The sequence below is a fragment of the Marivivens marinus genome (genome assembly GCF_035969385.1).
GTDB lineage: Bacteria > Pseudomonadota > Alphaproteobacteria > Rhodobacterales > Rhodobacteraceae > SELP01.
Window position 1 is genome coordinate 367,324 of the sequence record NZ_JAYKKJ010000003.1, and the last position, 25,707, is coordinate 393,030.

Below are 25,707 nucleotides of genomic sequence, written 5' to 3' on the forward strand. Positions count from 1 at the left end.
CTCACTTCAGGCAGTAGATTTCAACGCGGCGGTTCTGAGCCATGCCGCCTTCGGGGGTATCGTTCGGGGCGCGGGGGCTACGTTCGCCAAAACCACGAACATCCGCGACCCGGGCACCAGCGCCGGCCGCAACCTGCGCAACCGCATTCGCGCGGTTCGTGGACAGGCGCATGTTGTATTCATCAGACGCGCGGCTGTCGGTATGGCCGTAGATCAGGAAGGCAAAGGTGCCATTCGCCATCGACTGCTGGAAGAACTGGGCCAGGCGTTGGCGGTTGGCCGCGTTGATGTTGTAGCGGTCGGTCGCGAACAATTGGTCCGTCGGGACAACGCCGCAAATCTCGGCACGGTGGCAGACGGGGCGCCCGTCACGGGTTCGGTGCGGCGACATGTAGCCTTCGGCGCCATCGTCCATCACCCAGTGCTCACAACCATCGGGATCGATCCAGATACCGGGGATATACCGTTCCCCCTGGACGGTCCGGCTGTCCTGCGCCGAAGCCGGTGCGGCCGCCATGGCCAGACCAAGCGCAACTGCCGTGATCGCTCCGAAGGTCATACGTGCGGTTCTTTTGATTTCAATTGCCACAGAGATGCCCTTTACGCTTTCAGCGCGACCGGAAACAACCGAACGCGCACTTGAACTTCCGCCACAATCTTACCAAATTTGGGGGTATGGGAAGCTTAAAAGGGCATATATTGTATCGCAATCAGATACAGTCCCGCCGAAAGGCGCGGATTGTTCGGTGGTGTTGACTGAACTCGCGCTATCCGCGCAAAGGCATTCGGCAAGCTAGTTTGCCCCGACCAATTCCCCGGCAAGCGAATTCGGGCCACTGGCCTTGATTCTGACCTTTGCGATCCGCCCCTTCAGGTCAGCAGGGGCAAGTGCATGGACCGCGTGCAGGTATTCTGATTTTCCAACCATCTGGCCCGGCAGGCGGCCTTCCTTTTCGAACAGGACCGACACCTCGCGCCCGACCATGCTGTCCTGAAGCGCGCGTTGTTGCTGGGTGATCAGCGCCTGCAACCGGGCCAGCCGCTCAGAGGCGACCTCGGGGTCGACCATCTTGGCCACCTTCTCGGCCGCGGGGGTGCCGGGGCGGGCCGAATATTTGAACGAGAACGCGGTGCCATAGCCCGCGTCGCGCACGATCGCCATAGTGTCTTCGAAATCCTGGTCCGTCTCGCCCGGGAAGCCGACGATGAAATCGCCCGACAAATGCAGATCGGGCCGCGCCGCGCGGATACGTTCGATCAGCTTCAGGTAGCTTTCGGCAGTGTGTTTGCGGTTCATCGCCTTGAGAATCCTGTCGGACCCGGACTGCACCGGTAGATGCAGATAGGGCATCAGCTTGTCACAGGTGCCATGCGCCTCGATCAGCGCGTCGTCCATGTCGTTGGGGTGCGAGGTGGTGAACCGGATGCGGTCCAGCCCGTCGATCTCCGAGAGCGCCCAGATCAGCCCCGCAAGACCCTTGTCGTGGCCGTGGTAGGCATTCACGTTCTGGCCCAACAGGGTGATCTCGCGCACCCCTGCCTCGACCAGCTCGCGGGCTTCGCGCAAGATACGGCCTGCCGGTCGGCTGACCTCGGCCCCACGGGTATAGGGGACCACGCAGAAGGAACAGAATTTGTCGCAGCCTTCCTGCACCGTCAGAAAGGCGGTCGGGCCGCGCTTGGCCTTGGGGCGGGACTTCAGGGTTTCGAACTTGTCTTCCTCGGGGAATTCCGTGTCGAGAACCTTTGCCCCTTTGCCAGCCGCCTCTTCCAGCGCCGGCAGCCGATGATAGGACTGCGGGCCGACCACAAGATCAACCATCGGCTGGCGCAGCATGATCTCTTCACCCTCGGCCTGCGCCACACAGCCCGCGACACCGATCTTCAGGTCCGGCTTTGCATCTTTCAACGGCTTAAACCGGCCCAGTTCGGAATAGACCTTTTCCGCCGCCTTTTCCCGAATGTGGCAGGTGTTCAGCAGGATCATGTCCGCATCGTCCGGGGTCGCCGTTTCGACATAGCCCTTGCCGCCCAGCGCCTCGGCCATGCGTTCGCTGTCGTAGACGTTCATCTGGCACCCGTAGGTCTTGATGAACAGCTTCTTTGGCGCGTCGGTCTTTGGATCGGACATCGGGCAGGTTCCGCAGTGGCAGGCGTGGATTGGATCGCGCCTACCTAGCGCGGGCGTCCCAGTCTTGCAATGCACCCGGTTTTAACGGAACTTGCGGCAGTGTCGGGCAGGTCCATTCGGAAGGGTAAACATGGCAGAGCATTATTCGAGCCTCACCTCCTTTCTGCGGCTGGGCAAGGCCGCGTTGGCGAAGGGGCCGGTCGCGCTGTTGCTGATCGAGGATGGGGTCGAGATTGCGTCGACCTTGCGCCACAATATCGACGCGGGCTTCAAGAACGTGATCGCCTTCGGATCGCCGGACATCCCCTTCCCCAAAGGGCTGGAGGAGCTGATGGTGCGGGTCGATCACGATCTGTCCGCGGAAGGCGCTATGGAGGCCGTGATCAATGGCTGCATCGAGGCGGCACCGCGGGGAACGTGGCTCTACTACAGCTATAACGCCGAATACCTGTTCCACCCGTTTTGCGAACACCGCAATATTGCGGAACTTCTGGCGTTCAACACCGAAGAGCGGCGGGATACGGTCCTGACCTATGTGGTCGATCTCTATGCCGGGGATCTCGACAGTTACCCTTCCGCAGTCTGTCTGGACGATGCCTATCTGGACAAATCTGGCTACTACGCGCTCGCCCGGCCGGACCCCACGAACCACAATCACCCGAAAGAGCGGCAGTTGGATTTCTTCGGCGGTCTGCGTTGGCGGTTCGAGGAACATATCCCGGCCCCGCGGCGGCGGATCGACAGGGTGTCACTGTTCCGGACCAAGCCGGGGCTGCGTATCCTGCCCAACCACACGTTCAACGACGAGGAATACAATACCTACGCCTGTCCCTGGCACCATAACCTGACGGCGGCGGTCTGTTCCTTCCGGACGGCCAAGGCGCTGAAGCGGAACCCCGGATCGACCTATGACATCCAGACCTTCCGCTGGCACAATTCGGCCGCGTTCACCTGGCATTCACAGCAGCTTCTGGATCTGGGGCTGATGGAGCCGGGGCAGTGGTTCTAGGCAGGGTGGGTTAAAACCCACCTTACGCCTGCATTCCCAGCCCTGCCTGTAAGGTGGGTCTTGACCCACCCTGACCGGCAAACCCCGGCCCGACCGGGTGCGGGGCACCGCCAAACCGGCTGTCACGATGGACCGAGGAATAGGGCCAGGCGTCAGAGCGCGGCACCAGCCCCGCCCGCACGGGCGCTTCGTGGATCAGGCGGCGATGTGCGTCCATGTCACGGTCGTCGCGGATCAGATGTTCCCAGAACCTGCGCTGCCAGATGCCCTTGTCGCCCTTGCGCCGATGGCTGTTACGCAGGCAATCCGGCGGTGGCTGATGGCGCGAGAAGGTCGATTTGATCAGCCGCCAGCGCTTTGGGAAATCCGCGTCGCCTTCCGGCAGGGTCCAGATCATGTGCAGATGGTCGGGCAGGATCACAGCCGCGTCGATGTCGAAGGGCCAGCGGGCCTTGGCGGTGGCCACGCAATCGCGCAACAGCCCAACCTCGCGCAGCAGCAGGTCTGACCGGCGGTCGGCAAGACGGACGGTGAAGAACCAGGTGCCCCCGGGCACGAAAAGGCGACGATAGCAGGACATGCGGCCAGCCTGCCGCAGCATGGTTAATGGTGGGTTAAAACCCACCTTACATCAGCGGGGCAAAGTAAGGTGGGTCTTGACCCACCCTGCCGGTCAGCTGCGCCGCAGCCGGATCACCACGTCCACCGCGGCAATCTCTGCCCCATCGGGGGCCTTGGGCAGCCGCCGGATCTCCAACTGGTCGCTGGGCGCGTCGGTGAGGGCCGCGCTGTCTTCCCAATAGAAATGCGGATGGTTCGAAGTGTTCGTGTCGAAATAGCTTTTCGACCCATCCACCGTGATCTCGCGCATCAGCCCCGCATCGCAGAAGGCCCGCAACGTGTTGTAGACGGTCGCCAGCGAAACCTTCTCGCCCGCCTCGCGCGCGGCCTCGAACAGCCATTCGGCGGTCACATGCCGGTCCTGCCCGTCGCCCACCAGAAGCGCCGCAAGCGTGACCCGCTGGCGGGTCGGTCGCAGCCCGACCCCGGCAAGCCAATCGCCGCCGCGCGTTTCCATCTGGGTGTCGAGCTCCCGCATACCGGCCCCGTGTCTATATCCGATCATCAACATATGTCGCTTTGCCCCGGGAATTCAAATGAAAACGGGGCCGGCAAGGGCAGCCGTCCCGCGCGCCGCGCTTGCCCTGCTTCGGTCCCCGGTGATAGACGGGCTGAAACGGATCAGAGGAATGGATACGCCCGGCATGGCCCAATACCCCACAAGTTTCGACAAGGATGACCTGCTGAAATGCGCCCGCGGCGAATTGTTCGGCCCCGGCAACGCGCAGCTTCCGGCCCCGCCGATGCTGATGATGGACCGCATCACCGACATCTCGGGTGATGGCGGCCTGCACGGCAAGGGCCATGTGGTGGCAGAATTCGACATTACCCCCGACCTGTGGTTCTTCGACTGCCACTTTCCCGGCAACCCGATCATGCCGGGGTGCCTTGGCCTTGACGGGCTGTGGCAGCTGACCGGCTTCAACCTTGGCTGGCGCGGCTGGCAGGGGCGCGGCTATGCGCTGGGTGTGGGCGAGGTCAAGCTGACCGGCATGGTCCGACCGGACCGCAAGATGCTGACCTACAAGGTCGACTTCACCAAGGCCGTGCAGACCCGCCGCCTGACCATGGGGGTCGCCGACGGTATCGTCGAGGCCGATGGCGAGGTGATCTATCAGGTTACGGGCATGAAGGTCGCGCTGAGCGAGAGCTGAGCGGTTGGCCCTGATCCCCACCGATCCTGTCGCGTTTCCGACGCGGCAGGAGTTGCGGAGCTGGTTCACCGCGCACCACGAAACGCACCAACAGCTTTGGGTGCGCATTTTCAAGAAAGGGTCGGGCACGCAATCCGTGACCTGGGATGACTGCGTGATCGAGTCGATTGCCTGGGGCTGGATCGACGGCATCAAGCAACGGTGCGACGAGGCTTCCTACTTTCAGCGCCTGACCCCGCGCCGCCCCCGATCCAATTGGTCACTACGCAATTGCACCCATGCCGAACAGTTGATCCGCGACGGGTTGATGATGCCTTCCGGTCTTACACAGGTTGAGGCCGCGAAGGTCGATGGCCGCTGGGATGCGGCCTATGCCGGTTCGCGCGACATGGAGATTCCCGCCGATTTCCTGGCCAGGCTAGACGAAAACCCAGAGGCCAAGACTTTTTACGCGACACTCAACCGGGCAAACCTTTTCGCGATCTACCACCGGCTGCATTCCGCGAAGAAGCCCGAAACCCGTGCCCGTCGGATGGAACAGATCATCGCGCAGCTTGGCCAGCAGAAGAAATTCTATTGACGGGGACAGGCCGCGGACCGGCGCAACGGCGAGGGGGTCAATCCCGAACCGGCACCTGCTAATTGCTTGCCCCCTCCCCGCCCCTGTCCTACACACGATCAAGGACTGAAAAGGAGCCGTTCATGCGCCGTGTCGTCGTAACAGGACTTGGGATCGTATCGCCGATTGGCAACAACGCCGCAGAGGTGGACGCCGCCCTGCGCGCTGGCAAATCGGGGATCGAGGCGGTGCCGGAGATGGCAGAGCGCGGGTTCCGCAGCCAGATCGCCGGGACGCTCAAGATCGACGTGGCCGAGCATGTGGACAAACGGACCCTGCGGTTCATGGGGCCGGGTGCCGCCTATGCCCATATCGCGATGGGACAGGCCATCGCCGACGCAGGTCTAGACGAAAGTTTGGTTTCCAACCCGCGCACCGGGCTGATTGCCGGATCCGGCGGGCCATCGACCAGCGCCATGTTCGCCGCGCATCAGGTGGTTCTGAACTCGGGCAGCCCGAAGCGGATCGGGCCGTTCGCGGTGCCGAAATGCATGTCCTCGACTATCTCGGCCAACCTGTCGACTGCCTATAAGATCAAGGGGATCAACTATTCGATCACCTCGGCCTGCTCCACCTCGCTGCATTGCATCGGCAACGCGGCCGAACAGATCATGCTGGGCAAACAGGACGTGATGTTCGCCGGCGGGGGCGAGGAACTGGACTGGACCCTGTCCTGCCTGTTCGATGCCATGGGCGCGATGTCGTCCAAGTATAACGACACGCCAACAAAGGCGTCGCGCGCGTTCGACGCGGGCCGCGACGGGTTCGTGATCGCGGGCGGCGGCGCCATCGTGGTGCTGGAAGACTACGAGCACGCCAAGGCACGCGGCGCGAAGATTTACGCCGAAGTCACGGGCTTTGCCGCCACTTCAGACGGGCACGACATGGTCGCGCCGTCGGGCGAAGGCGGCGAACGGGCCATGCGCGAGGCGCTGCGGACCCTGCCCGAGGGCCGCAAGGTCAGCTACATCAACGCGCACGGCACCTCGACCCCGGTCGGGGACGTGGGCGAGGTGCAGGCGGTGCGCCGGGTCTTCGGTGATGGTAGCACCCCGCCGATCTCCTCGACCAAGTCGATGACGGGGCACAGCCAGGGCGCGACCGGCGCGCAGGAAGCGATCTATTGCCTGTTGATGCTGCAGGGCGACTATATCGCCCCGTCGATCAACGTCGAAACGCTGGACCCGGAATTGAAGCCGGCCGAGATTGCCACCAGCCTCGTTGAAAACGCGGGCCTTGATACGGTGATGACCAACAGCTTTGGCTTTGGCGGCACCAATGGGTCCATGCTTCTGTCCCGGCTTTCCGATTAGGGGGCGCAGCCGGGTATTTTCCGGCGCCCCTAGGATTTACTTGGATTTTCAGCAATCAATTGGTTAACGCGACGGCAAGCACCGGCTGCAACCGGCACATCGAACGCGGCAAAGCGAGAGGACTAGGCATGACCATTTCCATGGAAGGCAAGCGCGGGTTGATCATGGGCGTGGCCAATGACCGGTCCATCGCATGGGGGATCGCGCGGGAAATGCACAAGGCCGGTGCGGAACTGGCGTTCAGCTATCAGGGCGAAAACCTGAAAAAGCGGGTCGGGCCGCTGGCGGCAGAGGCCGGGTCCGACATTCTGATCGAAGCCGATGTGCTGGACGATGCCTCGCTCGACCGGGCCTTTGCGGAACTGAAGGACAAATGGGGCAAAATCGATTTCCTCGTTCACGCCATCGCCTATTCCGACAAGGACGAGCTGACGGGCCGGTTCATCAACACCAGCCGGGCCAATTTCCAGAATTCGATGACGATCAGCTGCTACAGCTTCATCGACGTGGCCCGCCGTGCCGCGGAAATCATGACCGATGGCGGCACGCTCCTGACCCTGACCTATCAGGGTTCCAGCCGGGTTACGCCCTATTACAACGTCATGGGCGTGGCGAAGGCCGCGCTCGAGGCATCCGTGCGCTATCTCGCCGACGATCTGGGCCCGCAGGGGATCCGGGTCAACGCGATCAGCCCCGGCCCGATGAAAACCCTTGCCGGGGCGGCGATCCGCGGCGCGCGGCGCACCTTCCGCCATACCGAGGAAAACGCGCCCCTACGCCAGAACGCCAGCCTTGCCTCGGTCGGGGGAACGGCGGTCTACCTTGCGTCGGACGCGGGGATGCACACCAGCGGGGAAATCATCCGGGTGGACGGCGGTTACCACGTGATGGGGATGCCGCATATCGACAACCTTGGACAGCCGGGCTGATCCTTTCGGCGTGGTGGGTTAAAACCCACCTTACGATTGAGGGGCTCTGCCCCTCTGGCCCGGTGCCCGTGCCATTCACCCCGGGATATTTATGGACCCAAAGAAGGGGGCTGGACTGAGCGTTCTTTCTTCTTTGGGTCAGAAATATCCTCTGGGGGTCCGGGGGGCGAAGCGCCCCCGGGTAAGGTGGGTTTTAACCCACCACCCCCGAAACCTCAGGCCGCGTCGAAGCTTACCAGTTCGATATCGAAAATCAGGTCCTGCCCGGCCAGCCGGTGATTGGCGTCTAGGACCACCTCGGTCTCAGTCGCCTCGACCACGGTCACCGGAACGACCTGCCCGTTCGGGGCCTGCATCTGCAACATGGTGCCCGGATCGGTCGGGATGTGGTCGGGGATCTCGGCGCGCGGGATCGCCTGACGTGCGGCGGGATCGGCCTCGCCATAGGCTTCGGCGCAGGGCACATCGACGGTTTTCTTGTCGCCGACAGCCATCCCCGGAATGGCCTTGTCCAGCCCGGGAATGATCTGCCCGGACCCCACAGTGAATTCCAGCGGGTCACGGCCCTGGCTGGAGTCGAAAACCTCGCCCGTATTCAGGGTGCCCGTGTAGTGAAGGCGCACGGTATCGCCCGCTTTGACTTGCGTCATGATAGGTCCAATCTGTTTTGGGGTGCGAATTTCGAAGGCCGCGTCTCTCGCAGGTGCTTCGGCAATGATGGGGCCACCCTACGGATCGTTGCCCCGGAATGCAAACGGGCCTTCCCAAACCGCCCTGTCCCGTGCCAACCTGCGACAACAACAGAAAATTTCCGGGGGCACCATGACGATCACCACCTGCATCTTCGATGCCTATGGCACTTTGTTCGACGTCAACGCCGCCGCCCGGCAGGTTGCCGAGGAACCCGGACAGGACAAATTGGCCGAGGTCTGGCCGAAATTGTCGGCCGATTGGCGCGCCAAGCAGCTGGAATACAGCTGGCTGCGGTCCATTGCCGACCGTCATATCGATTTCTGGCAGGTCACGCAGGATGGGCTGGACTGGGCGATGGATGCGGCGGGGCTGCATGACAACGCCCTGCGCGCCCGGCTCTTGGCCGTTTACAAGGAACTTCCCGCCTACCCCGAGGTGCCCGCCATGCTGGAGGCGCTGAAGGCGAAGGGCATGAACATCGCGATCCTGTCGAACGGTTCGCCCACGATGCTGGTTTCCGCCGTCCGGTCCGCCGGGATCGGCCAGTGGCTGGACGATGTGCTGTCGGTCGAAGAGGTGGGCGTCTTCAAGCCGCACCGTGCGGTCTATGATCTGGTCTTCGACCATTACGGCGAAACGCAGGACAAGGTCCTCTTCGTGTCGTCGAACGGCTGGGACGTGTCCGGGGCCGCCGGATACGGGTTCGCGACCATCTGGGTCAACCGGGCGGGTCTGCCCGCCGACCGGCTGTGGGCCAGTCCGCATCGCATCCTGCGCGACCTGACCGAGATTCCGGACCTGATCTGATGCCCCATATCACCGCCGCCGACGGCACCCGCCTGTATTACGAGGAGGCAGGCAGCGGCCTGCCCGTGCTTGCCCTCCCCGGGCTGACCCGCAACACCACCGATTTCGACCATGTCGCGCCGCATCTGCCCGGCGTTCGCCTGATCCGCATGGACTATCGCGGACGGGGCCGGTCTGACTGGGCCGATCCCGCCACCTATACCGTCCCGCAAGAAGCGCAGGATGCGCTGGCGCTGCTGGACCATCTGGGCGTGGAAAAGGCCGCGATCCTTGGCACCTCGCGCGGGGGGCTGATTTCCATGGTGTTGGCGATGATCGCCAAGGACCGGCTGCTTGGCGTCGCCCTTAACGACATCGGCCCGGTGATCGAAAACCGGGGCCTGTCGGTCATCAAGGACTACGTCGGCCGCAACCCGGCGCAAAATACCTATGCCGAGGCGGCAGAGTTCCGAGACCGCAACTGGGTGCATTTCAAGAACGTGCCGATGTCGCGCTGGCTGCAAGAGGTCGCGCAGCATTACGAGGAAACCGACAAGGGGCTTGTCATCCGCTATGACCCAGCCCTGCGCGGTCCGGTTCTTGCGGCCTTTGACACAACCCCGCCGGACCTGTGGCCACTGTTCGATGCCTTCGACGGCCTGCCGCTGGCCCTGATCAGGGGTGCGAATTCGGATCTTCTGTCGGTCAAAACCGCCGATGAAATGGCCCGCCGGCACCCCGGCCTGATCCGGGCCGACGTGCCCGACCGGGGCCATGTGCCCTTTCTGGACGAACCCGAATCCGTCGCCGCGCTGCATCGCTGGCTGGAGGAGATGCAATGAACATCGACATGATCCGCGCCGCTGCCGGTCGTCTGAAGGGCCATGCCCTGCGCACGCCGCTTTTGTCCTCGCCGTTTCTGGATGAGATCGCGGGCCGCCGCGTGCTTCTGAAGCCTGAATGCCTGCAACATACCGGCAGCTTCAAGTTTAGGGGCGGCTGGTCCGCCGTGTCCGCCCTGTCGGACGATCAGCGCAAATCAGGCGTCATCGCCTTTTCCAGCGGCAACCATGCGCAGGGCGTGGCCCGTGCTGCCTGCGCAATGGGGGCGCCTGCCGTGATCATCATGCCCGCCGACGCGCCCAAAGTGAAAATCGAAAACACCCGCGGTCTGGGGGCCGAGGTGGTTCTGTACGACCGCGAGACCGAGGACCGGGACGAGATCGGCGCGGCCCTGTCCGCCGAACGCGGCCTGACCCTGATCAAACCCTTTGACGAACCGCAGGTGATCGCCGGGCAGGGAACCACGGGGCTTGAGATTGCCGAGGATGCCAAGGCGCTGGGGATCGACACCGCCGATGTGCTCGTGTGCTGCGGCGGTGGCGGGCTGACCTCCGGCATCGCGCTGGCCTGCGCGGCGGATGCGCCCGGCCTGCGCGTCCGCCCGGTTGAACCGGAAGGGTTCGACGATGTGAAATGCTCGCTTGCGACCGGCACGGTCCAGACCAATGCCCGCAAATCCGGGTCGATCTGCGACGCGATCATCACCCCCCGCCCCGGCGACCTAACATTCCCGATCATGCAGCGGCTGTGCGGGCCAGGGATCGCCGTGCCCGAGGAGGACTGCCGCCGCGCCATGGCTGCCGCCTTTAACCACCTGCGGGTAGTGATCGAACCAGGCGGCGCGGTGGCGCTTGCCGCCGCCCTTTACCACGGTGACCAGATCGAGGGCGACGCGGTCATCTGCACCGCGTCAGGCGGCAATGTCGATGCCGACCTCTTTGCCGGGGTGCTGCGCGACTACGGCTGATGGGTGTGGGGGCGATTTGACATCCCCCCGACCCCGCCCCACCATTCGCGGCGATAGCGCCCGGAAGGACAGCCCATGACCCGTTTCACGATTGCCAGTTTCAACGTCAAAAACCTGATTGGCCCGGACAAGGAATACTACGAATTCCAGACCTACACGCCCGAGGAATACGCGTGGAAAAAGGATTGGTTGGCGGATCAGGTGCTGACGATGGACGCCGATATCGTCGGCCTTCAGGAGATATTCGAGGAAGAGGCGCTGCGCGATGTGGTTGCCGAAGCGGACGCGCGCGGCATCGCCGCCAACAGCGCCAATATCCCCGACGCCTCCAAGCGGTATCACCGCAAGGCGATCTTCCGGAAACTGGCCTATACCCCTTATTCAGGCGCGGCGCTGGCCTTTGCCCCCAATGCCGCCGACGGCGAACCGGGCCAGCGGCGTCCCGGCGTTGCGATCCTGTCCCGGTTCGGATTCGCCGAAGACCCGCAGATCCTGCAGGACCTGCCCGACCCGCTGGAAATCCCCTTCCAACCCTTGCGCGGGCTGGAAGATGGCGACAGCGGCATGTTCCGTCTGCACCGCCTGTCCCGTCCGATCCTGAAGGTGCGTATTCCCGTCGGCGGAGAGGTCATTACCGTCTTCAACTGCCACCTGAAATCCAAGCTGGGCGAATACATCAAACCGAAAGGGGCAGAATTCGCCCCGGAAGAGGTGCTGACCCGCTATGACCCGCTGGGCCGCGCGATGGGCAGCCTGCGGGCGGGCCTGCGCCGCATGGCCGAAGCCTGGGTGCTGCGCGAGGCGATCATCGAAGAACTGGACGCGGGCCATCCGGTGGTGGTCATGGGCGATTTCAACGATGGCGAACATGCGGTCAGCTCGGAAATCATTGCCGGAGAGGTGCCGTTCAAGAACTACAGCTGGATGCTGCGCCACGATGCCAAGGATTATTCGGACCGCTATTCCAAGGACGAAAACAAACGGATCACCGAGATGGTCGAACGGGTCCGCCTGCATTCGGCGGAAAAGCTGTTCGTGCGGAAATCTTTGCGCGACATGGTCTTTACCTCGGCCTTCGGTGGGGTCTTTGAATCGATTGACCAGATCTACCTGTCGCGGCATTTCCACCCCGATTACAAGAAACGGATCGGCGAGATGGAGTATTTCAGCGTGCTGAACGATCACCTGACCGACGGGTCGCATCCAGAGGCCCCGTATAACAAGCTCGCGTCAGACCACGGGCAGATCGTGGCCCATATGCGGATCGGCGCGGATGACTGAAACCTTTGTTGACCGGGCAGGCGTCCGCCTGTTCAGCCGGGTCGATGGGGTTTCGGACCCCGCAGCGCCGACAGTGGTCTTTGCCAATTCGCTAGGCACCGATCTGTCGATCTGGGACGGGGTGGTGGCCGCCCTGCCCGCCGGTCTGCGGATCATCCGCTATGACAAGCGCGGGCATGGCCGGTCGGATGTGCCACCTGCCCCCTACACCATGGGGGCGCTTGTCTCTGATGCCGAGGCGGTCTGCGATTACCACGCGGTGCGCAACTGTACCTTTGTCGGCCTGTCCATTGGTGGGATGATTGCGCAGGGGCTTGCGGTCAAGCGACTGGACATGATCCGGGCGCTGGTCCTGTCCAACACGGCCGCGAAAATCGGGTCGCCCGCCCAATGGCGCGACCGGACCGAGGCGGTCCGCACGGGCGGTGTCGAGGCGCTGGCCGATGCGACGATGGAGCGGTGGTTTTCCCGCGACTTCCGCGCGGCAGGCAAGCATCTGCCGTGGCGTGCCCATCTGGCCGCCTGCCCGGCAGAGGGTTACATCGGCTGCGCCGCCGCCATCGCGGGCACGGATTTCTACACCCCCACCAGCGGGCTGCGCCTGCCGACCCTTGGCATCGCCGGGTCCGAGGACGGGTCGACCCCGCCCGACCTTGTCCGCGAGACTGTGGAGCTGATCCCCGGATCGCGGTTTGAATTGATGCGGCGGGTCGGGCACGTGCCCTGCATCGAAGACCCCGTTGCCTATGCCGCCCTGCTGACGGGATTTTTGAAAGAGATCGGCCATGTCTGACTTTCTTCTGGTGCACGGCTCGGGCCATGGCGCGTGGTGCTGGGATCGCGTAGTTCCAGCGCTGGAACGGCTGGGACACAGCGCCCGCGCCATCGACCTGCCGGGCGCGGGCGATGACCCGACGCCGCATGATCAGGTGACACTGGCGAGCTACGCACAGGCCGTCGCCGACGCCGTAAGGGGCGGCGAAGTGCTGGTCGGTCATTCCGCCGGGGGCTATGCGATAACCGCGGCGGCAGAACTGGTGCCGGACCGGATCGACCGGCTGATCTACCTTTGTGCCTATGTGCCGGTCCCGGGGATGACCCTTGCCGACCGGCGGCGTTCAGCGCCCAGCCAGCCGCTGATGGACGCTGTCAGCGTGGATGCAGGGCGAATTGCCTTTACCGTGGACCCGGCCAAGGCCGCGTCGAAGTTCTACAATGACATGGATGAAACGCTTGCGGCTTGGGCCGTGTCAAAGCTGCGCCCGCAGCCCATCGCGCCACAGGAAACCGTGGTGGACCTGCGCCATTCCCCCGCCCTGCCCCGCCGCTATATCCGCTGCATGAATGACCAGACGATCCCGCCGGAGTTTCAGGTCACTATGACCGAAGACTGGCCGCCCGAAACGGTGACAGAGATGCAGACATCGCATTCGCCCTTCCTGTCGGACCCCGACGGGCTGGCTGCGATCCTGGACCGGTTCGCGCGGGACTGACTCAGCAAGAGGGTTGCAAAACGAACCAACCGGTTTAGATCGGGAGGGCCTTTGCCACCCTCGTGCGAGTGACCCATGAACAACCGCTATGCGATTGCCTTTATCCTGATCACGGTTGTGATGGATTCCATGGGGGTCAGCCTGATCATTCCAGCCATGCCGAAATTGATTCAAGAGGTGCACGGCGGCGACGTGGGCAATGCCGCGATCTGGGGCGGGGTTCTGGCAACGGCCTTTGCCGTCATGCAATTCCTGTTCGGCCCCACCGTGGGCAGCCTGTCCGACCGCTACGGGCGGCGGGTTGTCCTGCTGACCTCGCTGTTCTTCATGGCGCTCGATTATGTCCTGATGGCCGTGGCCTGGACCATCTGGCTGTTGCTGATCGGGCGGGTGATTGGCGGGATCACGGCGGCGACCCATTCGACCGCGAACGCTTTTATGGCCGATATCTCGAAACCCGAAGAAAGGGCTGCCAATTTCGGTCTTGTCGGCGCGGCCTTCGGACTTGGGTTCGTTTTTGGACCGGTCATCGGCGGGCTACTGGCCAATTGGGACATCCGCGCGCCCTTCTATGCGGCGGCGGTTCTGGCAGCGGCGAATATGGTGTTCGGCTGGCTGGTGCTGCCCGAAACCGTGACCGACGCGATCCGCCGCCCCTTTAGCTGGCGGCGCGCAAACCCGATGGGCGCGTTCAAACATATCGGCAAGCTTCCGGGGTTGAAGCGGCTGATGTTGATCACGTTTGTCTATGGCATCGCGTTTTTCGTCTACCCGGCGGTCTGGGCCTTTTTCGGGATAGAGCGGTTTGGCTGGTCGGAGGGGATGATCGGAGTGTCACTTGGCGTCTTTGGGATTTCTACTGCGATCGTTCAGGCCGTGCTGATCCGACCGATCATCGCCCGGCTGGGGGAACGCAAGACCGTGGTTCTTGGGCTGGGGCTGGACGTGGTCGCCTTTGTCGCGCTGGGTTTCCTTGAAAACGGCTGGATCGCGTTGGCGATGACCCCGATCACCGCGCTTGGGTCCATCGCTGGCCCGGCGCTGCAAGGGATCATGTCGCGCACCGCGCCCGACGATCAACAGGGCGAATTGCAGGGCACGCTCGCGTCGATCAACGCGGTGGGCATGATCATTGCGCCGCTCCTGATGACGCAGATCTTCTGGTATTTCACCAGCGGCGGCGCCCCCTTCTACCTGCCCGGCGCACCCTTTCTTCTGTCGGCGGCACTGGTCGCGGGCAGCATCGCGATCTTCCTTGCGGACAGGCCACAGACCCAACCCGCCTGACCTGTCCCCTCCGCGACGTCGCCTGTCGTTTCAGGGGCTTGCGCGACTCAGGGCCATCGGCGCACCCTGCGCCGAAATGCGGAACAAGGGAGAGGCGCATGGCACAGGTAAAGGCGGCGGTTTGCCACGAATTCGGCAAACCGCTCGTGGTGGAAAACGTGGAGCTTCGGGCGCCCATCGCGGGCGAGGTCGAAGTGACCCTTGCCGCCTGCGCGATCTGCCATTCGGACATCACCTATGCCTCGGGGGCATGGGGCGGGTCGCTTCCGGCGGTCTACGGGCACGAGGCGGCGGGACACGTCAGCGCGGTCGGCGGGGGTGTCAGCGGGATCAAGGTTGGCGATCCGGTCGTCGTGACCTTGATCCGGTCCTGCGGCACCTGTGCACCCTGTTCGTCGGGCAAACCGACGATCTGCGACACCGCCTATGATGGCGACCACGGACCGCTGAAAACCACAGACGGCGGCAAGCTGCATCAGGCCATGGCGACCGGCGGTTTTGCCGAAAAGGTAGTCGTGGACCAAAGCCAGGTCGTGCGCCTGCCCGACAGCATGGACCTTGTCGCCGCGTCGCTTCTGGCCTGCGGCGTAATCACGGGCGTCGGGGCCGTGGTGAATGCCGCCGCCCTGCGCGCCGGTCAGGATGTGGTGGTCATCGGCGCGGGCGGCGTTGGCCTGAACGCGATTCAGGGTGCGCGGATCGCCGGGGCCCGCCGGATCGTCGCCGTTGACATGTCTGAAGAGAAGCTTGCCATCGCTCGTGATTTCGGCGCGACCGATACGGTGCTGGCGACAGACCCGGAACCCTGGCGCTTGGCCAAGGATGGGATGGGCCGTGGGGCCGATGCGGTTCTGGTAACTGTGGGCGCCGCCCCGGCCTATGACGCCGCGCCGCGCTATATCGCCAAGGGCGGCAAGGTCATCATGGTTGGCATGCCCGCGACTGGGGCCGAAAGTCACTACGAGGCCGCCAATTTCGCCGCCGCCGGTCAGGCGATGGTCGGGTCGAAAATGGGCGACGCGGTGATCAAACGGGACATTCCGTGGATGGTCGACTTGTATGAACAGGGACGGTTGAAGCTGGATGAACTGGTGTCCGGCTGCTGGAGCCTTGACCAGATCAACGAGGCGATCGAGGACACCAAGTCCGGATCGGCCAAGCGCAACGTGATTGTGTTCACGGGCTGATGTCAGTCGGGGTCAAAGGCACCATCCCAGGCGAAACCGGCAATGGTCTGTTCGGTTCCCTTCAGCTTGCGATACAGGGCGAGGGCCGGATCGTTGTCCGGCTCCGTGCCCAGCCAGACCCCATCACAGCCCATCGCCCGCGCCGCGTCGATCAGCGCCGTGGTCACGGCCGTCGCGATGCCCTGCCGCTGAAATTCTTCGCGGGTCCCAACCTCGTTGATGAACATCGACGGGGCCTTGTCGGGGTGCAGCAGGACGGTGCCGCTGGCAAAACCCACGATATCGCCCCCCTTGATCGCCACGACCATGCGGTGAAGATCGCTGCCCAAAAAGGCGCGGGCCTGTGGCGGATCGACGGGATTGTCGAACAGACCCGGCCGCACATTCAGCAAAAGGTCAAGGTCGTCGGGGTGCAATGTCCTGATTTCCATCGGGGCCTCAATTCCAAAGGACGTCACCATGAAACTAGCTGATCTCGATATCATCGTCACCTCGCCCCCGGCACCCGGCTGGGGCGGGCGATACTGGATCCTTGTGAAGGTCACGACCGATACCGGGGTCATCGGCTGGGGCGAATGCTATGCCTCCTCGGTTGGGCCGGATGCGATGACCCATGTCATCCGCGACGTATTCGAACGGCATATGGCTGGCGAGAACCCGGAAAATGTCGAACTGATGTTCCGGCGGGTCTATTCCTCGGGCTTCACACAGCGGCCGGACCTGACGGTGATCGGCGCGTGGTCGGGGCTTGAGATCGCCTGCTGGGACATTCTGGGCAAGGACCGGGACCGCCCGGTGCATGCGCTGATCGGCGGACGGGTCAATGACCGCATCCGCGCCTATACCTATCTTTACCCGACCCGCAAAACCCACAGCCTGCCCGCCTTCTGGGTCGATGCACAAATGGCCGCCGAAAGCGCTGCCGACATGGTTGACAAGGGCTATACGGCGGTGAAATTCGACCCGGCGGGCCCCTATACCATCCGGTCGGGTCACATGCCGTCGATGCGCGACATCAGCCGGTCGATCGAGTTCTGCGAGGCGATCCGGGGCGCCGTTGGCGACAAGGCCGACCTGTTGTTCGGCACCCATGGCCAGTTTTCGACCGGCGGCGCGATCCGCATGGGCGCGGCCATCGCCCCCTATTCGCCGCTCTGGTACGAAGAACCTATCCCGCCCGACACCCTGCGCGAGATGCAGAAGGTGGCCGAGGCGGTAACGATCCCTGTCGCCACCGGCGAACGGCTGACCACCACCCGTGAATTTGCCGAGGCGCTGCGGTCCGGCGTCCAAATCCTGCAGCCCGCCCTTGGCCGGTCCGGCGGCATCTGGGAAACCCGCAAAATCGCTGTTCTGGCCGAGGCATGGAATGCGCAGATGGCCCCGCATCTTTATGCCGGTCCCATCGAATGGGCCGCAAACGTGCAGCTTGCCGCCGCGATCCCGAATATCCTGCTGGCCGAAACCATCGAAACCGATTTCCACGCCGCGCTGATCCGCGACACGATCCGGGTGGAAGGGGGCTATATCACCGTCCCGGATGCGCCCGGGCTGGGGATCGAGGTGGACGAGGATCTGGCCCGCGCCAATCCGTTCACCGGTTATGGCCTGCATCTAGAGGCGCAGCAGGCCCCGGTCAGTTATCACGAGGAGAACGTGTTCGAAGGGGGCGCGCCGGTCAAAGCCTGACCGGCGCCTATTCCCTTTTCCCGGCGCGGACCCTAGAATTGAACGCAGTTCAAAACTAGGGACAGCCATGGCACGCAAGACCGAAGAACGCCGCGCGGCACTGCGCGAGACACTGATCGACATCGCCGAGCGGGTGATCCGTCAGGACGGGATTGGGGCGCTGAAGGCCCGCGACCTTGCGAAAGAGGCAGGCTGTGCCCTGGGCGCGATCTATAATGTCTTTGGCGATCTCAATGACCTCGTTCTGGAGGTGAACGCACGAACCTTCCGCCGGCTGGGCCTCACCGTGTCCGAGGCGCTGGCAGAGGCCCCCGCCGAACCCGTGGCGCAACTGATCGCCATGTCGCGGGGCTACCACCGGTTTGCCGAGGCCAACCGCCCGGCATGGCGGGCCATGTTCGATATCGACCGCCCCGCCGGACAAAGCGCGCCGGACTGGTATCTGGCCGAGATGGCGCGGCTGTTTGCCTATATCGACGCGCCGCTGGCCGTGCTGTTCACAGATCTGGCCGTGGACGACCGGCACCTTCTGGCCCGTGCGCTGTTTTCATCCGTCCACGGGATCGTTGCCCTTGGACTGGACGAAGCCAGCGCCGGGGTTCCCCCGGAACAGATCGACCGGATGATCACGCTGATCCTAGAACGGATGACGGCCTGACGGACCGAGCAGCTTTCGCTGCAACTAGGCCAACGACCGGTTAGCGGGACGAAGCGAATGTTGGCTTGGAGGGCACGCGCAATCTACTGTTCGCCTATTCGTAAATCTCGCCTTCATCACCTACAATCTGGGCGCCGAGCTGCGAAGCCAAAGCACGCATCACTGATCTTTGGTGGCTTTCGAATATATCAAAGTCGCGCGAAGCACGGGCTGAAATCCTCCCATCAAACCAACTGAACATCGCGATCCAAGATTGGCCGCCAAGGTCAAAAAGTTCGGCCATTCCTTTCATTTGTGGGTTGGATATCTGTTCACCAGTTGCTGGATTGATCACGACAGTAGTCGCGGCCTTACTCAACCGAACACTTTCAACGCTCCCGACCGCTTTCACCCATTCATCTAGGTTTATTGGCTGACCAGTCTTTCGTTCGATATGGACTTCGTAGGCCATCGCTTTCCTCATTTTGCATCCCGGAGACCGTCTACGGCAATGGGGTCGACTCATTCTTACAATAAATTCAGAGCTCGTAGCCGCTGATCGCTTCTTTCGTAGCGAACGCAGGGTTTAGATACGATCCCGTGATCCGCCGGGAATAACCCTCGCACGGATATTGTGAACGCTGTTCATTTTCCCCTTGAACGAATCGCGCAACGCTCTTATGTCCACTCTATGAACGATGTTCACGAAAGGACGCGACGATGTTCAAGACACTTGCAACCCTGATCAACGGGGCGAATGCACGGGCCGAAGACCGGGTCCGCGATGCCTTTGCCATCGAGTTGATCGACCAGAAGATCCGCGAGGCCGAGGCCAGTCTGAAGGCCGCCAAGGCGACGCTGGCCACCCTGATCCAGCGCCAGCGCGCAGAACAGAAACAGCGCGACACACTGAATACCCGGATCAAGGATCTGACCCGCCGCGCTGAAGAAGCGCTTGAGGCCGGGCGTGACGACATGGCCGAGGAAGCCGCCCGCGCCATCGCCACGATGGAAAACGAACGCACCATCCGCGATGGCACGCTGGACCGGCTGGATCACAAGATCCTGCGCCTGCGATCGTCGATCGAAGCCGGTCACCGCCGGATCATCGACCTGAAGCAGGGCGCGATTCAGGCCCGCGCGGTCCGCCGCGAACAGCAGATCCAGACCCGGCTGAACACCACCATCGGCCAATCGGCCGCCGTGGACGAGGCAGAGGAACTGATTTCCCGCGTGCTCGGCCGCGACGACCCGTTCGAACAGTCCGAGATCCTGCGAGAGATCGACCGTGACCTGTCGAGCGACACTTTGGTCGACCGGATGGCCGACGAAGGGTTTGGCCCTTCGGACCGCACCACCGCCAATGACGTTCTGAACCGCCTCAAGGCGAAAACGAAGAAGTAAGGAGGACATCCCATGTTCAACGCAACCCGCAACGAAAACTCCGTCATCATGAACTTCAACCTTGTGGGCGTCATCGTCGCCTACGGCATGCTGGGCCTGTCCCTCTACATGTCGCCGGACGTGCCGCTGTCGACCAAGGGCTACTGGGGGATCGGCATCCTGCTTCTGACCCTCAGCCTTGTGAACTTCGTGAAGTACCGCTTTGATGAACGCCTGTCCGAAGACCGCCTGCAGCGGCTGGAAGATGCCCGGAACGAGAAGCTGCTCTCCGACTATGTCGGCCGCGACGAGGACGTCTGACCCAAGACTAGGGGCCGGGGAACTCCGGCCCCTTTTCCCTTTTCTTGGCGGCCCGGACGGGCCAAGGTTTCCCCATGGCTACGCAGAACCCCACCCTTCGCCGGATCGCCGCCCGCATTGTCGGGCATTCCATCCGCCTGTTCGCCCGGCTGACAACAGCCGTCCGCGCCGACTGGAAAGGCATCGAACCGGTTCCGCGCCAGCGGGTCTATTTCGCCAATCACGTCTCAAACGGCGACATGCCGATGATCTGGTCGGTCCTGCCCCCTGCCCTGCGCCGCCAGACCCGCCCCGTGGCCGCCGCCGATTACTGGCTCAAGACCCCGCTGCGGGCCTTCATCGGGCCCGAGGTGTTCAACTGTGTCCTGATCGACCGGCGGCCAGAGGTGGACGACAAGCCAATGGACAAGATCATCGCCGCCATTGACGAGGGCGCGAGCCTGATCATCTTTCCCGAGGGCAACCGCAACATGGGCGACGACCCCCTGCTGCCGTTCAAGGCGGGGCTGTACAACATCGGGCGGCTACGCCCCGATGTGGACCTTGTGCCCACGTGGGTTGCCAACCTCAACAACATCATGCCGAAAGGAGAGGTCGTGCCGCTGCCGCTGATCTGCACCGTCACCTTCGGCACCCCCATCCACGTTGGTTCGGACGAAGAAAAAGATGCCTTTCTTGCCCGCGCGGCACAGGCGCTTCTTGATGCAAGACCGGAGGACCGGGAATGAGCACGACCGGCGAACTGATCCTTCTGACGCTCGGCGCTTTCGGAGTGCTGATCGTGATGACCATGATCGGCGATGCCGCCCGGCTGCGCATGCCGCAGGGGCGCACCAGTGTCATGGTCGAAACCTATATGACGCGGGTCCAAAGCTGGTGGGCCATGGTGATCCTTCTGTCGCTGGCGCTCTTGCTGGGGATGACCGGGGTCAGCCTGTTGTTCGCCGTGGCGGGTTTTGCCGCCCTGCGCGAATTCCTGACGCTGACCACGAAATCGCGGGCCGATCATTGGGCGCTGGCACTGGGGTTCTTCGTGGTGCTGCCGCTGCAGTTCATCTTCGTTGGCTTTGGCTGGGCCGGGCTGTTCACCGTCTTTGTGCCGGTCTATGCCTTCCTTCTCCTGCCCGTCATTTCGGCCCTGCGGGGCAATTCCGACCGGTTCCTGATGCGGGTGGCCGAAACCCAATGGGGGCTGATGATCGCCGTCTATTGCCTGAGCCACGTTCCGGCGCTGATGACGCTGAACATCGACGGTTATGGCGGGCGCGAGGTTCTGTTGATCGCCTTTCTGGTGATCGTGGTTCAGGCGGGCGATCTGGTCGACATCTACTTTGGCCGGCGGTTCGGCAACCGGCGGATTGCACCCGGCATCAGCCCAAAGACCCTTGAGGGGGCATTGGCCGGGATCGGCACCGCCGTGATCCTTGGCGCCCTGCTGAACTGGATCACCCCCTTCGGGCTTTGGGGGGCCGTTGGCATGGCGGCGGCGGCTTCGGCATCGGGCATGGCGGGCAATATCGTCTTCGCGGCAATCAAGCGGGACCGCGGCGTCAAGGACTGGTCGCACCTGATCCCAGGACAGGGCGGGCTGATCGACCAGCTGGACAGCGTGATCTTCGCCGCGCCGATCTTTTACCACCTGTCGCACCTGATCTGGACCTGATCCGCAGGCTGCCGGGGCACCGCCCTTGACTTATCGCCGCTTTCGGCCTGTTTTGCGCTAACACTGACATCCCGGAGGCCCGCATGACCCATATCCTTGCCATCGACCAGGGGACCACATCCAGCCGTGCGATCGTGTTCGACAGGGACATGCGGATCAGCGCCAGTGCGCAGGAGGAATTCACCCAGCATTTCCCCGACAGCGGCTGGGTCGAACACGACCCCGAAGAAATCTGGGCCAGCACCGCGGGCACCTGCCGTGCGGCGATTGAAAAGGCCGGGCTGTCCCCTGCCGACATTGCCGCCATCGGCATTACCAACCAGCGCGAAACCACGCTGGTCTGGGACCGTGCGACCGGCAAACCGATCTACCGTGCAATCGTCTGGCAAGACCGGCGCACCTCGGCCTTTTGTGCCGAGCTGCGGGAGGCGGGCCACAACAAGGCTATCACCGCCAAGACCGGGCTTCTGGCTGATCCCTATTTCTCGGGGACGAAGCTGAAATGGATTCTCGATTATGTCGAAGGCGCGCGTGACAGGGCTCGGCGGGGCGAGTTACTGTTCGGCACTGTCGACACCTGGCTGATCTGGAAGCTGACCGGCGGGGCGGCCCATGTGACCGACGCGACCAACGCCGCGCGGACGATGCTGTATGACATCCACAACGGCCGCTGGTCCCGGACGATTTGCGACTTGTTCGATATCCCGATGGACATGCTGCCCGAGGTCAAGGATTGCGCCGCCGATTTCGGCGTCACACGGCACGACCTGTTCGGGCGCGAGATTCCGATCCTTGGGGTTGCGGGCGACCAGCAGGCCGCGACCGTCGGGCAGGCCTGTTTTGAGCCTGGCATGTTGAAATCCACCTATGGCACCGGCTGTTTCGCGCTGCTGAACACCGGCGATACGCCGGTGACCTCGAACAACCGTCTTCTGACCACCATCGCCTATCAGCTGGATGGCAAGCCGACCTATGCGCTGGAAGGGTCGATCTTTATCGCGGGGGCGGTGGTGCAATGGCTGCGCGACGGGATCAAGATCATCCGCGAAGCCAAGGAAACCCAGCCGCTGGCCGAAAGCGCCGATCCGCATCAGGAGGTGATCCTTGTCCCGGCTTTCGTGGGCCTTGGGGCCCCTTACTGGAACGCCGATTGCCGGGGCGCGATCTATGGGCTGACCCGTGGGTCTGGGCCCGCAGAATTCGCCCGCGCGGCGCTGGAAAGCGTCGGTTACCAGACCCGCGACCTGCTGGAGGCGATGCAGGCCGATATGGGGGGCGCAGGCGACGCGGTCCTGCGGGTCGATGGCGGCATGACGGCAAGCGATTGGGCGATGCAATTCCTGTCGGATATCATCGACGCACCGGTTGATCGGCCCGAGGTTCTGGAAACCACCGCGCTTGGCGCCGCGTGGCTGGCCGGGCAGCGGGCGGGTGTCTATCCGGGGATGGAGGAATTCGCCAAGGGCTGGATGCTGGACCGGACCTTTACGCCGACGATGGATGATGCCACCCGCAACCGGAAATACGCAGGCTGGAAACGGGCGGTTCAGGCCACGCTGTCAGTGTGATCCGACCCGGCGGGGTGGTCCGCCGCCCCACCCAGAAGCGCGCGGTTGTCGCGGATAAAATCGCCGATCACGCTGGTCAGCCGCCCGGTTTCATGCCCCTTGGCATAGGCAAAACCGGCGCTGGCCCCGATCAGCCCGCCGATACTGTCCACGATCAGATCCCACATCGTGTCTACGAGGCCCGATTTCTGCATGTTCAGCCCGAACATCTGGTCCATCGCGAATTCGAATATTTCCCAAACCGCCCCGATGGCGATGGCGAAGGACAGGGAAAAGATGAAGATGAAGAACGGTGTCGCCGCGAGCCTGCGCCCCTGTGCCATCATCAGAACGATCACCGTTCCGATCAGCCCGAACCCGACGGCAGAGCCCGAGTGCAACATCACGTCCCACCACCAGAACCGTTCGTAGAAATCCCCAACCTCGCCCAGAAACAGCGTCCCGACGAGGAAGAAGATAATCGCGGCGACGAAACCGGGCGGAATGCGGATACCCGACCAGCGCTGAAACAGGATTGGCACCTGTGTGACGCCCAGCGTGGCCAGCGACACGAAGGCCACGCTCCACCGACCCGTCACAAGCGCCACCAGTGCGGTCAGCCCAAGCAGCCCCCAAAGGGTCAGGGTCAGCCAATGGTGATCACGCCGCATATCGGGCCTCCGGTCAGGTTCCGCAGAAGGTTGTATATGGGCCGAAACTGTCGGGGGCGGGCGCGGCAAAAGCCTCAAGCCCCGGTCGTTCGGTGAAGGGATCGGCCAAAACCTCAAGCAAGGTCCTAAAGGGGCCGAAATCGCCATTGGTCGCGGCGCTTAGCGCTTCTTCGACCTTGTGATTGCGAGGGATGTAAATGGGGTTGGCCCGATTCATCGCCGCCATCCGTTGGGCCGGGTCGGCTCTGTCGGCATCGAAGCGCGCTTGCCAATGCTCCAGCCACCCGTCGAAGGGGGCCGGGTCAAGGAACAGGGCGCGGGCGCTGTCGGGCTGTCCTACCGCCGCATCGGCCAAGCGCCGAAAGGCGCGCGTTAAATCGACCTGCTGGCCTTCCATCACCGCGAAGAACCCGTTGGCCAGATCAAGGTCGGCCGGGTCGTCGCCGGTCAGCCCCAGCTTGGGCCGGACGCGGTTCAGCCATTTTTCCTGATAGATCGCGGGAAAGCGCTCCAGCACCTCGGTCGCCTGCGCGACACCCCGGTCAAGGTCCTCCGGCGCGATCAGCGGCACAAGGCACTCGGCCAGACGCGCAAGGTTCCATTGGGCGATCTTGGGCTGGTTGGCGTAGGCATAGCGCCCGTGGTGGTCGATCGAACTGAAAACCGCGTTCGGGTCGTAGATGTCGATAAAGGCGCAGGGGCCATAGTCGATGGTTTCGCCCGAAATGGTCATGTTGTCGGTGTTCATCACGCCGTGGACAAAGCCCACCAGAACCCATTGTGCCAGAAGGTCCGCCTGCCGGTCCTGCACCCGCTCGAAAAACCGCAGATAGCGGTCGGGCGCGCGGGTCAGATCCGGGTCATGCCGGGCAATCGCGTAATCGGCCAGTTGCCGCAGCTTGTCCATCTCGCGCCGGGCGGCGAAATACTGGAACGTGCCGACCCGCAGGTGCGAGGCGGCGACCCGCGCCAGGACCGCGCCGGGCTGCGGCCCATCCTGCCGGACGATGGTTTCGCCGGTGGTGACGGCGGCCAGCGCCCGGGTGGTCGGGATGCCCAGCGCATGCATTGCCTCGCCGATCAGGAACTCGCGCAGGACCGGTCCAAGCACCGCCTTGCCATCACCGCCGCGGGAAAACGGGGTGCGCCCCGACCCTTTCAGGTGAATGTCGCGCCGCTTGCCGCTCTGGTCTATCACCTCGCCCAGAAGCAGCGCCCGGCCATCGCCCAGCTGCGGGGAGAAGCCGCCAAACTGATGCCCGGCATAGGCCATGGCAAGGGGGTGCGCCCCGGCTGGCGCGGTGCTGCCCGACAGGATTGCAGCCCCCTCAGGCGTGTCCAGCGCGGCACCATCCAACCCCAGTTCCCCGGCCAGCCCGTGGTTGAACGCCACGATCTCCGGCCCGGGAACCTTGGCCCCCTCCCATGGGACATAGAGCCCGTCGAGATCGCGGGCATATGTGTTGTCGAAAGGGAACCGAAT

29 protein-coding genes are annotated in these 25,707 nt (G+C 63.5%); 20 read left to right on the plus strand and 9 right to left on the minus strand.

The genetic code is table 11. The annotated features are described in order from the left end of the window. Position 1 precedes the first annotated feature (1 nt). Together U3648_RS06615 and miaB are read right to left on the minus strand one after the other, a co-directional pair. Positions 2 to 559, minus strand: a complete 558-nt coding sequence (locus tag U3648_RS06615) for an OmpA family protein (protein WP_420858452.1) — start codon at positions 557 to 559, stop codon at positions 2 to 4. Between the two features lie 234 nt (positions 560 to 793). Continuing rightward, positions 794 to 2,131 carry a tRNA (N6-isopentenyl adenosine(37)-C2)-methylthiotransferase MiaB gene (gene miaB, locus U3648_RS06620; protein ID WP_420858453.1) on the minus strand — a complete coding sequence of 446 codons (1,338 nt, stop codon included), beginning with the start codon at positions 2,129 to 2,131 and terminating at the stop codon, positions 794 to 796. Between the two features lie 130 nt (positions 2,132 to 2,261). On the opposite strand from miaB, the gene U3648_RS06625 reads away from it, so the two are divergent. Beyond that, a complete protein-coding gene (locus U3648_RS06625; RefSeq protein WP_420858454.1) occupies positions 2,262 to 3,140 on the plus strand; it encodes a hypothetical protein in 879 nt (292 codons plus the stop codon). A gap of 22 nt (positions 3,141 to 3,162) precedes the next feature. Here the strand turns inward: U3648_RS06625 and U3648_RS06630 are convergent, their stop codons facing one another. Both U3648_RS06630 and irrA read right to left on the minus strand, forming a co-directional pair. Further along, positions 3,163 to 3,720, minus strand: coding sequence for an REP-associated tyrosine transposase (locus tag U3648_RS06630; RefSeq protein WP_420858455.1), 558 nt, complete (start codon positions 3,718 to 3,720; stop codon positions 3,163 to 3,165). A 93-nt stretch (positions 3,721 to 3,813) separates the two neighbouring features. Next, on the minus strand, positions 3,814 to 4,239 hold the full coding sequence (irrA, locus tag U3648_RS06635) for an iron response transcriptional regulator IrrA (protein ID WP_420858456.1): 426 nt from the start codon (positions 4,237 to 4,239) through the stop codon (positions 3,814 to 3,816). A gap of 166 nt (positions 4,240 to 4,405) precedes the next feature. Here irrA and fabA point away from each other — a divergent pair, with 166 nt between their 5' ends. The 4 genes from fabA (at position 4,406) to U3648_RS06655 (ending at position 7,776) form a co-directional block, all read left to right on the plus strand. Continuing rightward, the gene (fabA, locus tag U3648_RS06640; protein WP_129683707.1) at positions 4,406 to 4,915 is read left to right on the plus strand and encodes a bifunctional 3-hydroxydecanoyl-ACP dehydratase/trans-2-decenoyl-ACP isomerase; all 510 of its coding nucleotides are present in this window, start codon (positions 4,406 to 4,408) and stop codon (positions 4,913 to 4,915) included. Between the two features lie 4 nt (positions 4,916 to 4,919). Continuing rightward, positions 4,920 to 5,495 (plus strand): YdeI/OmpD-associated family protein, encoded by a 576-nt coding sequence (locus U3648_RS06645; protein ID WP_420858457.1) that lies wholly within the window; start codon positions 4,920 to 4,922, stop codon positions 5,493 to 5,495. A gap of 122 nt (positions 5,496 to 5,617) precedes the next feature. Next, a complete protein-coding gene (gene fabB, locus U3648_RS06650; RefSeq protein WP_420858458.1) occupies positions 5,618 to 6,847 on the plus strand; it encodes a beta-ketoacyl-ACP synthase I in 1,230 nt (409 codons plus the stop codon). Positions 6,848 to 6,975: 128 nt separating this feature from the next. Continuing rightward, positions 6,976 to 7,776 (plus strand): enoyl-ACP reductase FabI, encoded by an 801-nt coding sequence (locus U3648_RS06655; protein ID WP_129682916.1) that lies wholly within the window; start codon positions 6,976 to 6,978, stop codon positions 7,774 to 7,776. 215 nt (positions 7,777 to 7,991) lie between these two features. Here the strand turns inward: U3648_RS06655 and U3648_RS06660 are convergent, their stop codons facing one another. Further along, on the minus strand, positions 7,992 to 8,426 hold the full coding sequence (locus U3648_RS06660; RefSeq protein ID WP_420858459.1) for an FKBP-type peptidyl-prolyl cis-trans isomerase: 435 nt from the start codon (positions 8,424 to 8,426) through the stop codon (positions 7,992 to 7,994). Between the two features lie 172 nt (positions 8,427 to 8,598). On the opposite strand from U3648_RS06660, the gene U3648_RS06665 reads away from it, so the two are divergent. The 8 genes from U3648_RS06665 to U3648_RS06700 all read left to right on the plus strand — a co-directional run bounded on the left by U3648_RS06665 (position 8,599) and on the right by U3648_RS06700 (position 16,313). After that, complete coding sequence (locus U3648_RS06665) at positions 8,599 to 9,276, plus strand: haloacid dehalogenase type II (protein WP_420858460.1); 678 nt, start codon at positions 8,599 to 8,601, stop codon at positions 9,274 to 9,276. Beyond that, on the plus strand, positions 9,276 to 10,097 hold the full coding sequence (locus U3648_RS06670) for an alpha/beta fold hydrolase (protein WP_420858462.1): 822 nt from the start codon (positions 9,276 to 9,278) through the stop codon (positions 10,095 to 10,097). Before U3648_RS06665 ends, U3648_RS06670 begins: the two co-directional genes overlap by 1 nt. Further along, positions 10,094 to 11,065 (plus strand): threonine ammonia-lyase, encoded by a 972-nt coding sequence (locus U3648_RS06675; RefSeq protein ID WP_420858463.1) that lies wholly within the window; start codon positions 10,094 to 10,096, stop codon positions 11,063 to 11,065. The genes U3648_RS06670 and U3648_RS06675 overlap by 4 nt, the downstream gene beginning before the upstream one ends. A gap of 75 nt (positions 11,066 to 11,140) precedes the next feature. Beyond that, positions 11,141 to 12,346, plus strand: coding sequence for an endonuclease/exonuclease/phosphatase family protein (locus tag U3648_RS06680; RefSeq protein WP_420858464.1), 1,206 nt, complete (start codon positions 11,141 to 11,143; stop codon positions 12,344 to 12,346). Next, positions 12,339 to 13,139, plus strand: a complete 801-nt coding sequence (gene pcaD / locus U3648_RS06685) for a 3-oxoadipate enol-lactonase (protein ID WP_420858465.1) — start codon at positions 12,339 to 12,341, stop codon at positions 13,137 to 13,139. The genes U3648_RS06680 and pcaD overlap by 8 nt, the downstream gene beginning before the upstream one ends. Beyond that, complete coding sequence (locus tag U3648_RS06690; protein ID WP_420858466.1) at positions 13,132 to 13,839, plus strand: alpha/beta fold hydrolase; 708 nt, start codon at positions 13,132 to 13,134, stop codon at positions 13,837 to 13,839. Before pcaD ends, U3648_RS06690 begins: the two co-directional genes overlap by 8 nt. 75 nt (positions 13,840 to 13,914) lie before the next feature. After that, positions 13,915 to 15,126 carry a TCR/Tet family MFS transporter gene (locus U3648_RS06695; protein ID WP_420858467.1) on the plus strand — a complete coding sequence of 404 codons (1,212 nt, stop codon included), beginning with the start codon at positions 13,915 to 13,917 and terminating at the stop codon, positions 15,124 to 15,126. Positions 15,127 to 15,224: 98 nt separating this feature from the next. Beyond that, complete coding sequence (locus U3648_RS06700; protein ID WP_420858468.1) at positions 15,225 to 16,313, plus strand: alcohol dehydrogenase catalytic domain-containing protein; 1,089 nt, start codon at positions 15,225 to 15,227, stop codon at positions 16,311 to 16,313. A 2-nt stretch (positions 16,314 to 16,315) separates the two neighbouring features. Here U3648_RS06700 and U3648_RS06705 read toward each other — a convergent pair whose 3' ends face one another. Next, entirely contained in the window at positions 16,316 to 16,744 is a 429-nt protein-coding gene (locus U3648_RS06705) for a GNAT family N-acetyltransferase (protein ID WP_420858469.1), read from the minus strand. A gap of 28 nt (positions 16,745 to 16,772) precedes the next feature. Between U3648_RS06705 and U3648_RS06710 the strand changes: the two genes are divergently transcribed. Continuing rightward, positions 16,773 to 18,002: a mandelate racemase/muconate lactonizing enzyme family protein gene (locus U3648_RS06710; protein ID WP_420858470.1), complete on the plus strand. Its 1,230-nt coding sequence runs from the start codon at positions 16,773 to 16,775 to the stop codon at positions 18,000 to 18,002. A 67-nt stretch (positions 18,003 to 18,069) separates the two neighbouring features. Beyond that, positions 18,070 to 18,660, plus strand: coding sequence for a TetR/AcrR family transcriptional regulator (locus U3648_RS06715; RefSeq protein ID WP_129682893.1), 591 nt, complete (start codon positions 18,070 to 18,072; stop codon positions 18,658 to 18,660). 94 nt (positions 18,661 to 18,754) lie between these two features. On the opposite strand, the gene U3648_RS06720 is transcribed toward U3648_RS06715, so the two are convergent. Further along, the gene (locus tag U3648_RS06720; RefSeq protein ID WP_420858471.1) at positions 18,755 to 19,111 is read right to left on the minus strand and encodes a hypothetical protein; all 357 of its coding nucleotides are present in this window, start codon (positions 19,109 to 19,111) and stop codon (positions 18,755 to 18,757) included. 248 nt (positions 19,112 to 19,359) lie between these two features. Here U3648_RS06720 and U3648_RS06725 point away from each other — a divergent pair, with 248 nt between their 5' ends. From U3648_RS06725 to glpK, 5 genes are all read left to right on the plus strand, one after another. Then, the gene (locus U3648_RS06725) at positions 19,360 to 20,043 is read left to right on the plus strand and encodes a PspA/IM30 family protein (protein WP_420858472.1); all 684 of its coding nucleotides are present in this window, start codon (positions 19,360 to 19,362) and stop codon (positions 20,041 to 20,043) included. A 12-nt stretch (positions 20,044 to 20,055) separates the two neighbouring features. Next, positions 20,056 to 20,343, plus strand: a complete 288-nt coding sequence (locus U3648_RS06730; protein ID WP_420858473.1) for a hypothetical protein — start codon at positions 20,056 to 20,058, stop codon at positions 20,341 to 20,343. 74 nt (positions 20,344 to 20,417) lie between these two features. Continuing rightward, positions 20,418 to 21,071 (plus strand): lysophospholipid acyltransferase family protein, encoded by a 654-nt coding sequence (locus tag U3648_RS06735; RefSeq protein WP_420858474.1) that lies wholly within the window; start codon positions 20,418 to 20,420, stop codon positions 21,069 to 21,071. Next, on the plus strand, positions 21,068 to 22,006 hold the full coding sequence (locus tag U3648_RS06740) for a phosphatidate cytidylyltransferase (protein WP_420858475.1): 939 nt from the start codon (positions 21,068 to 21,070) through the stop codon (positions 22,004 to 22,006). Before U3648_RS06735 ends, U3648_RS06740 begins: the two co-directional genes overlap by 4 nt. A gap of 83 nt (positions 22,007 to 22,089) precedes the next feature. Beyond that, a complete protein-coding gene (glpK, locus tag U3648_RS06745; RefSeq protein ID WP_420858476.1) occupies positions 22,090 to 23,574 on the plus strand; it encodes a glycerol kinase GlpK in 1,485 nt (494 codons plus the stop codon). On the opposite strand, the gene U3648_RS06750 is transcribed toward glpK, so the two are convergent. Continuing rightward, positions 23,553 to 24,224 (minus strand): DUF2238 domain-containing protein, encoded by a 672-nt coding sequence (locus U3648_RS06750; RefSeq protein ID WP_420858477.1) that lies wholly within the window; start codon positions 24,222 to 24,224, stop codon positions 23,553 to 23,555. The genes glpK and U3648_RS06750 overlap by 22 nt on opposite strands. Positions 24,225 to 24,237: 13 nt before the next feature. Next, positions 24,238 to 25,707, minus strand: a complete 1,470-nt coding sequence (locus U3648_RS06755; RefSeq protein ID WP_420858531.1) for a protein adenylyltransferase SelO — start codon at positions 25,705 to 25,707, stop codon at positions 24,238 to 24,240.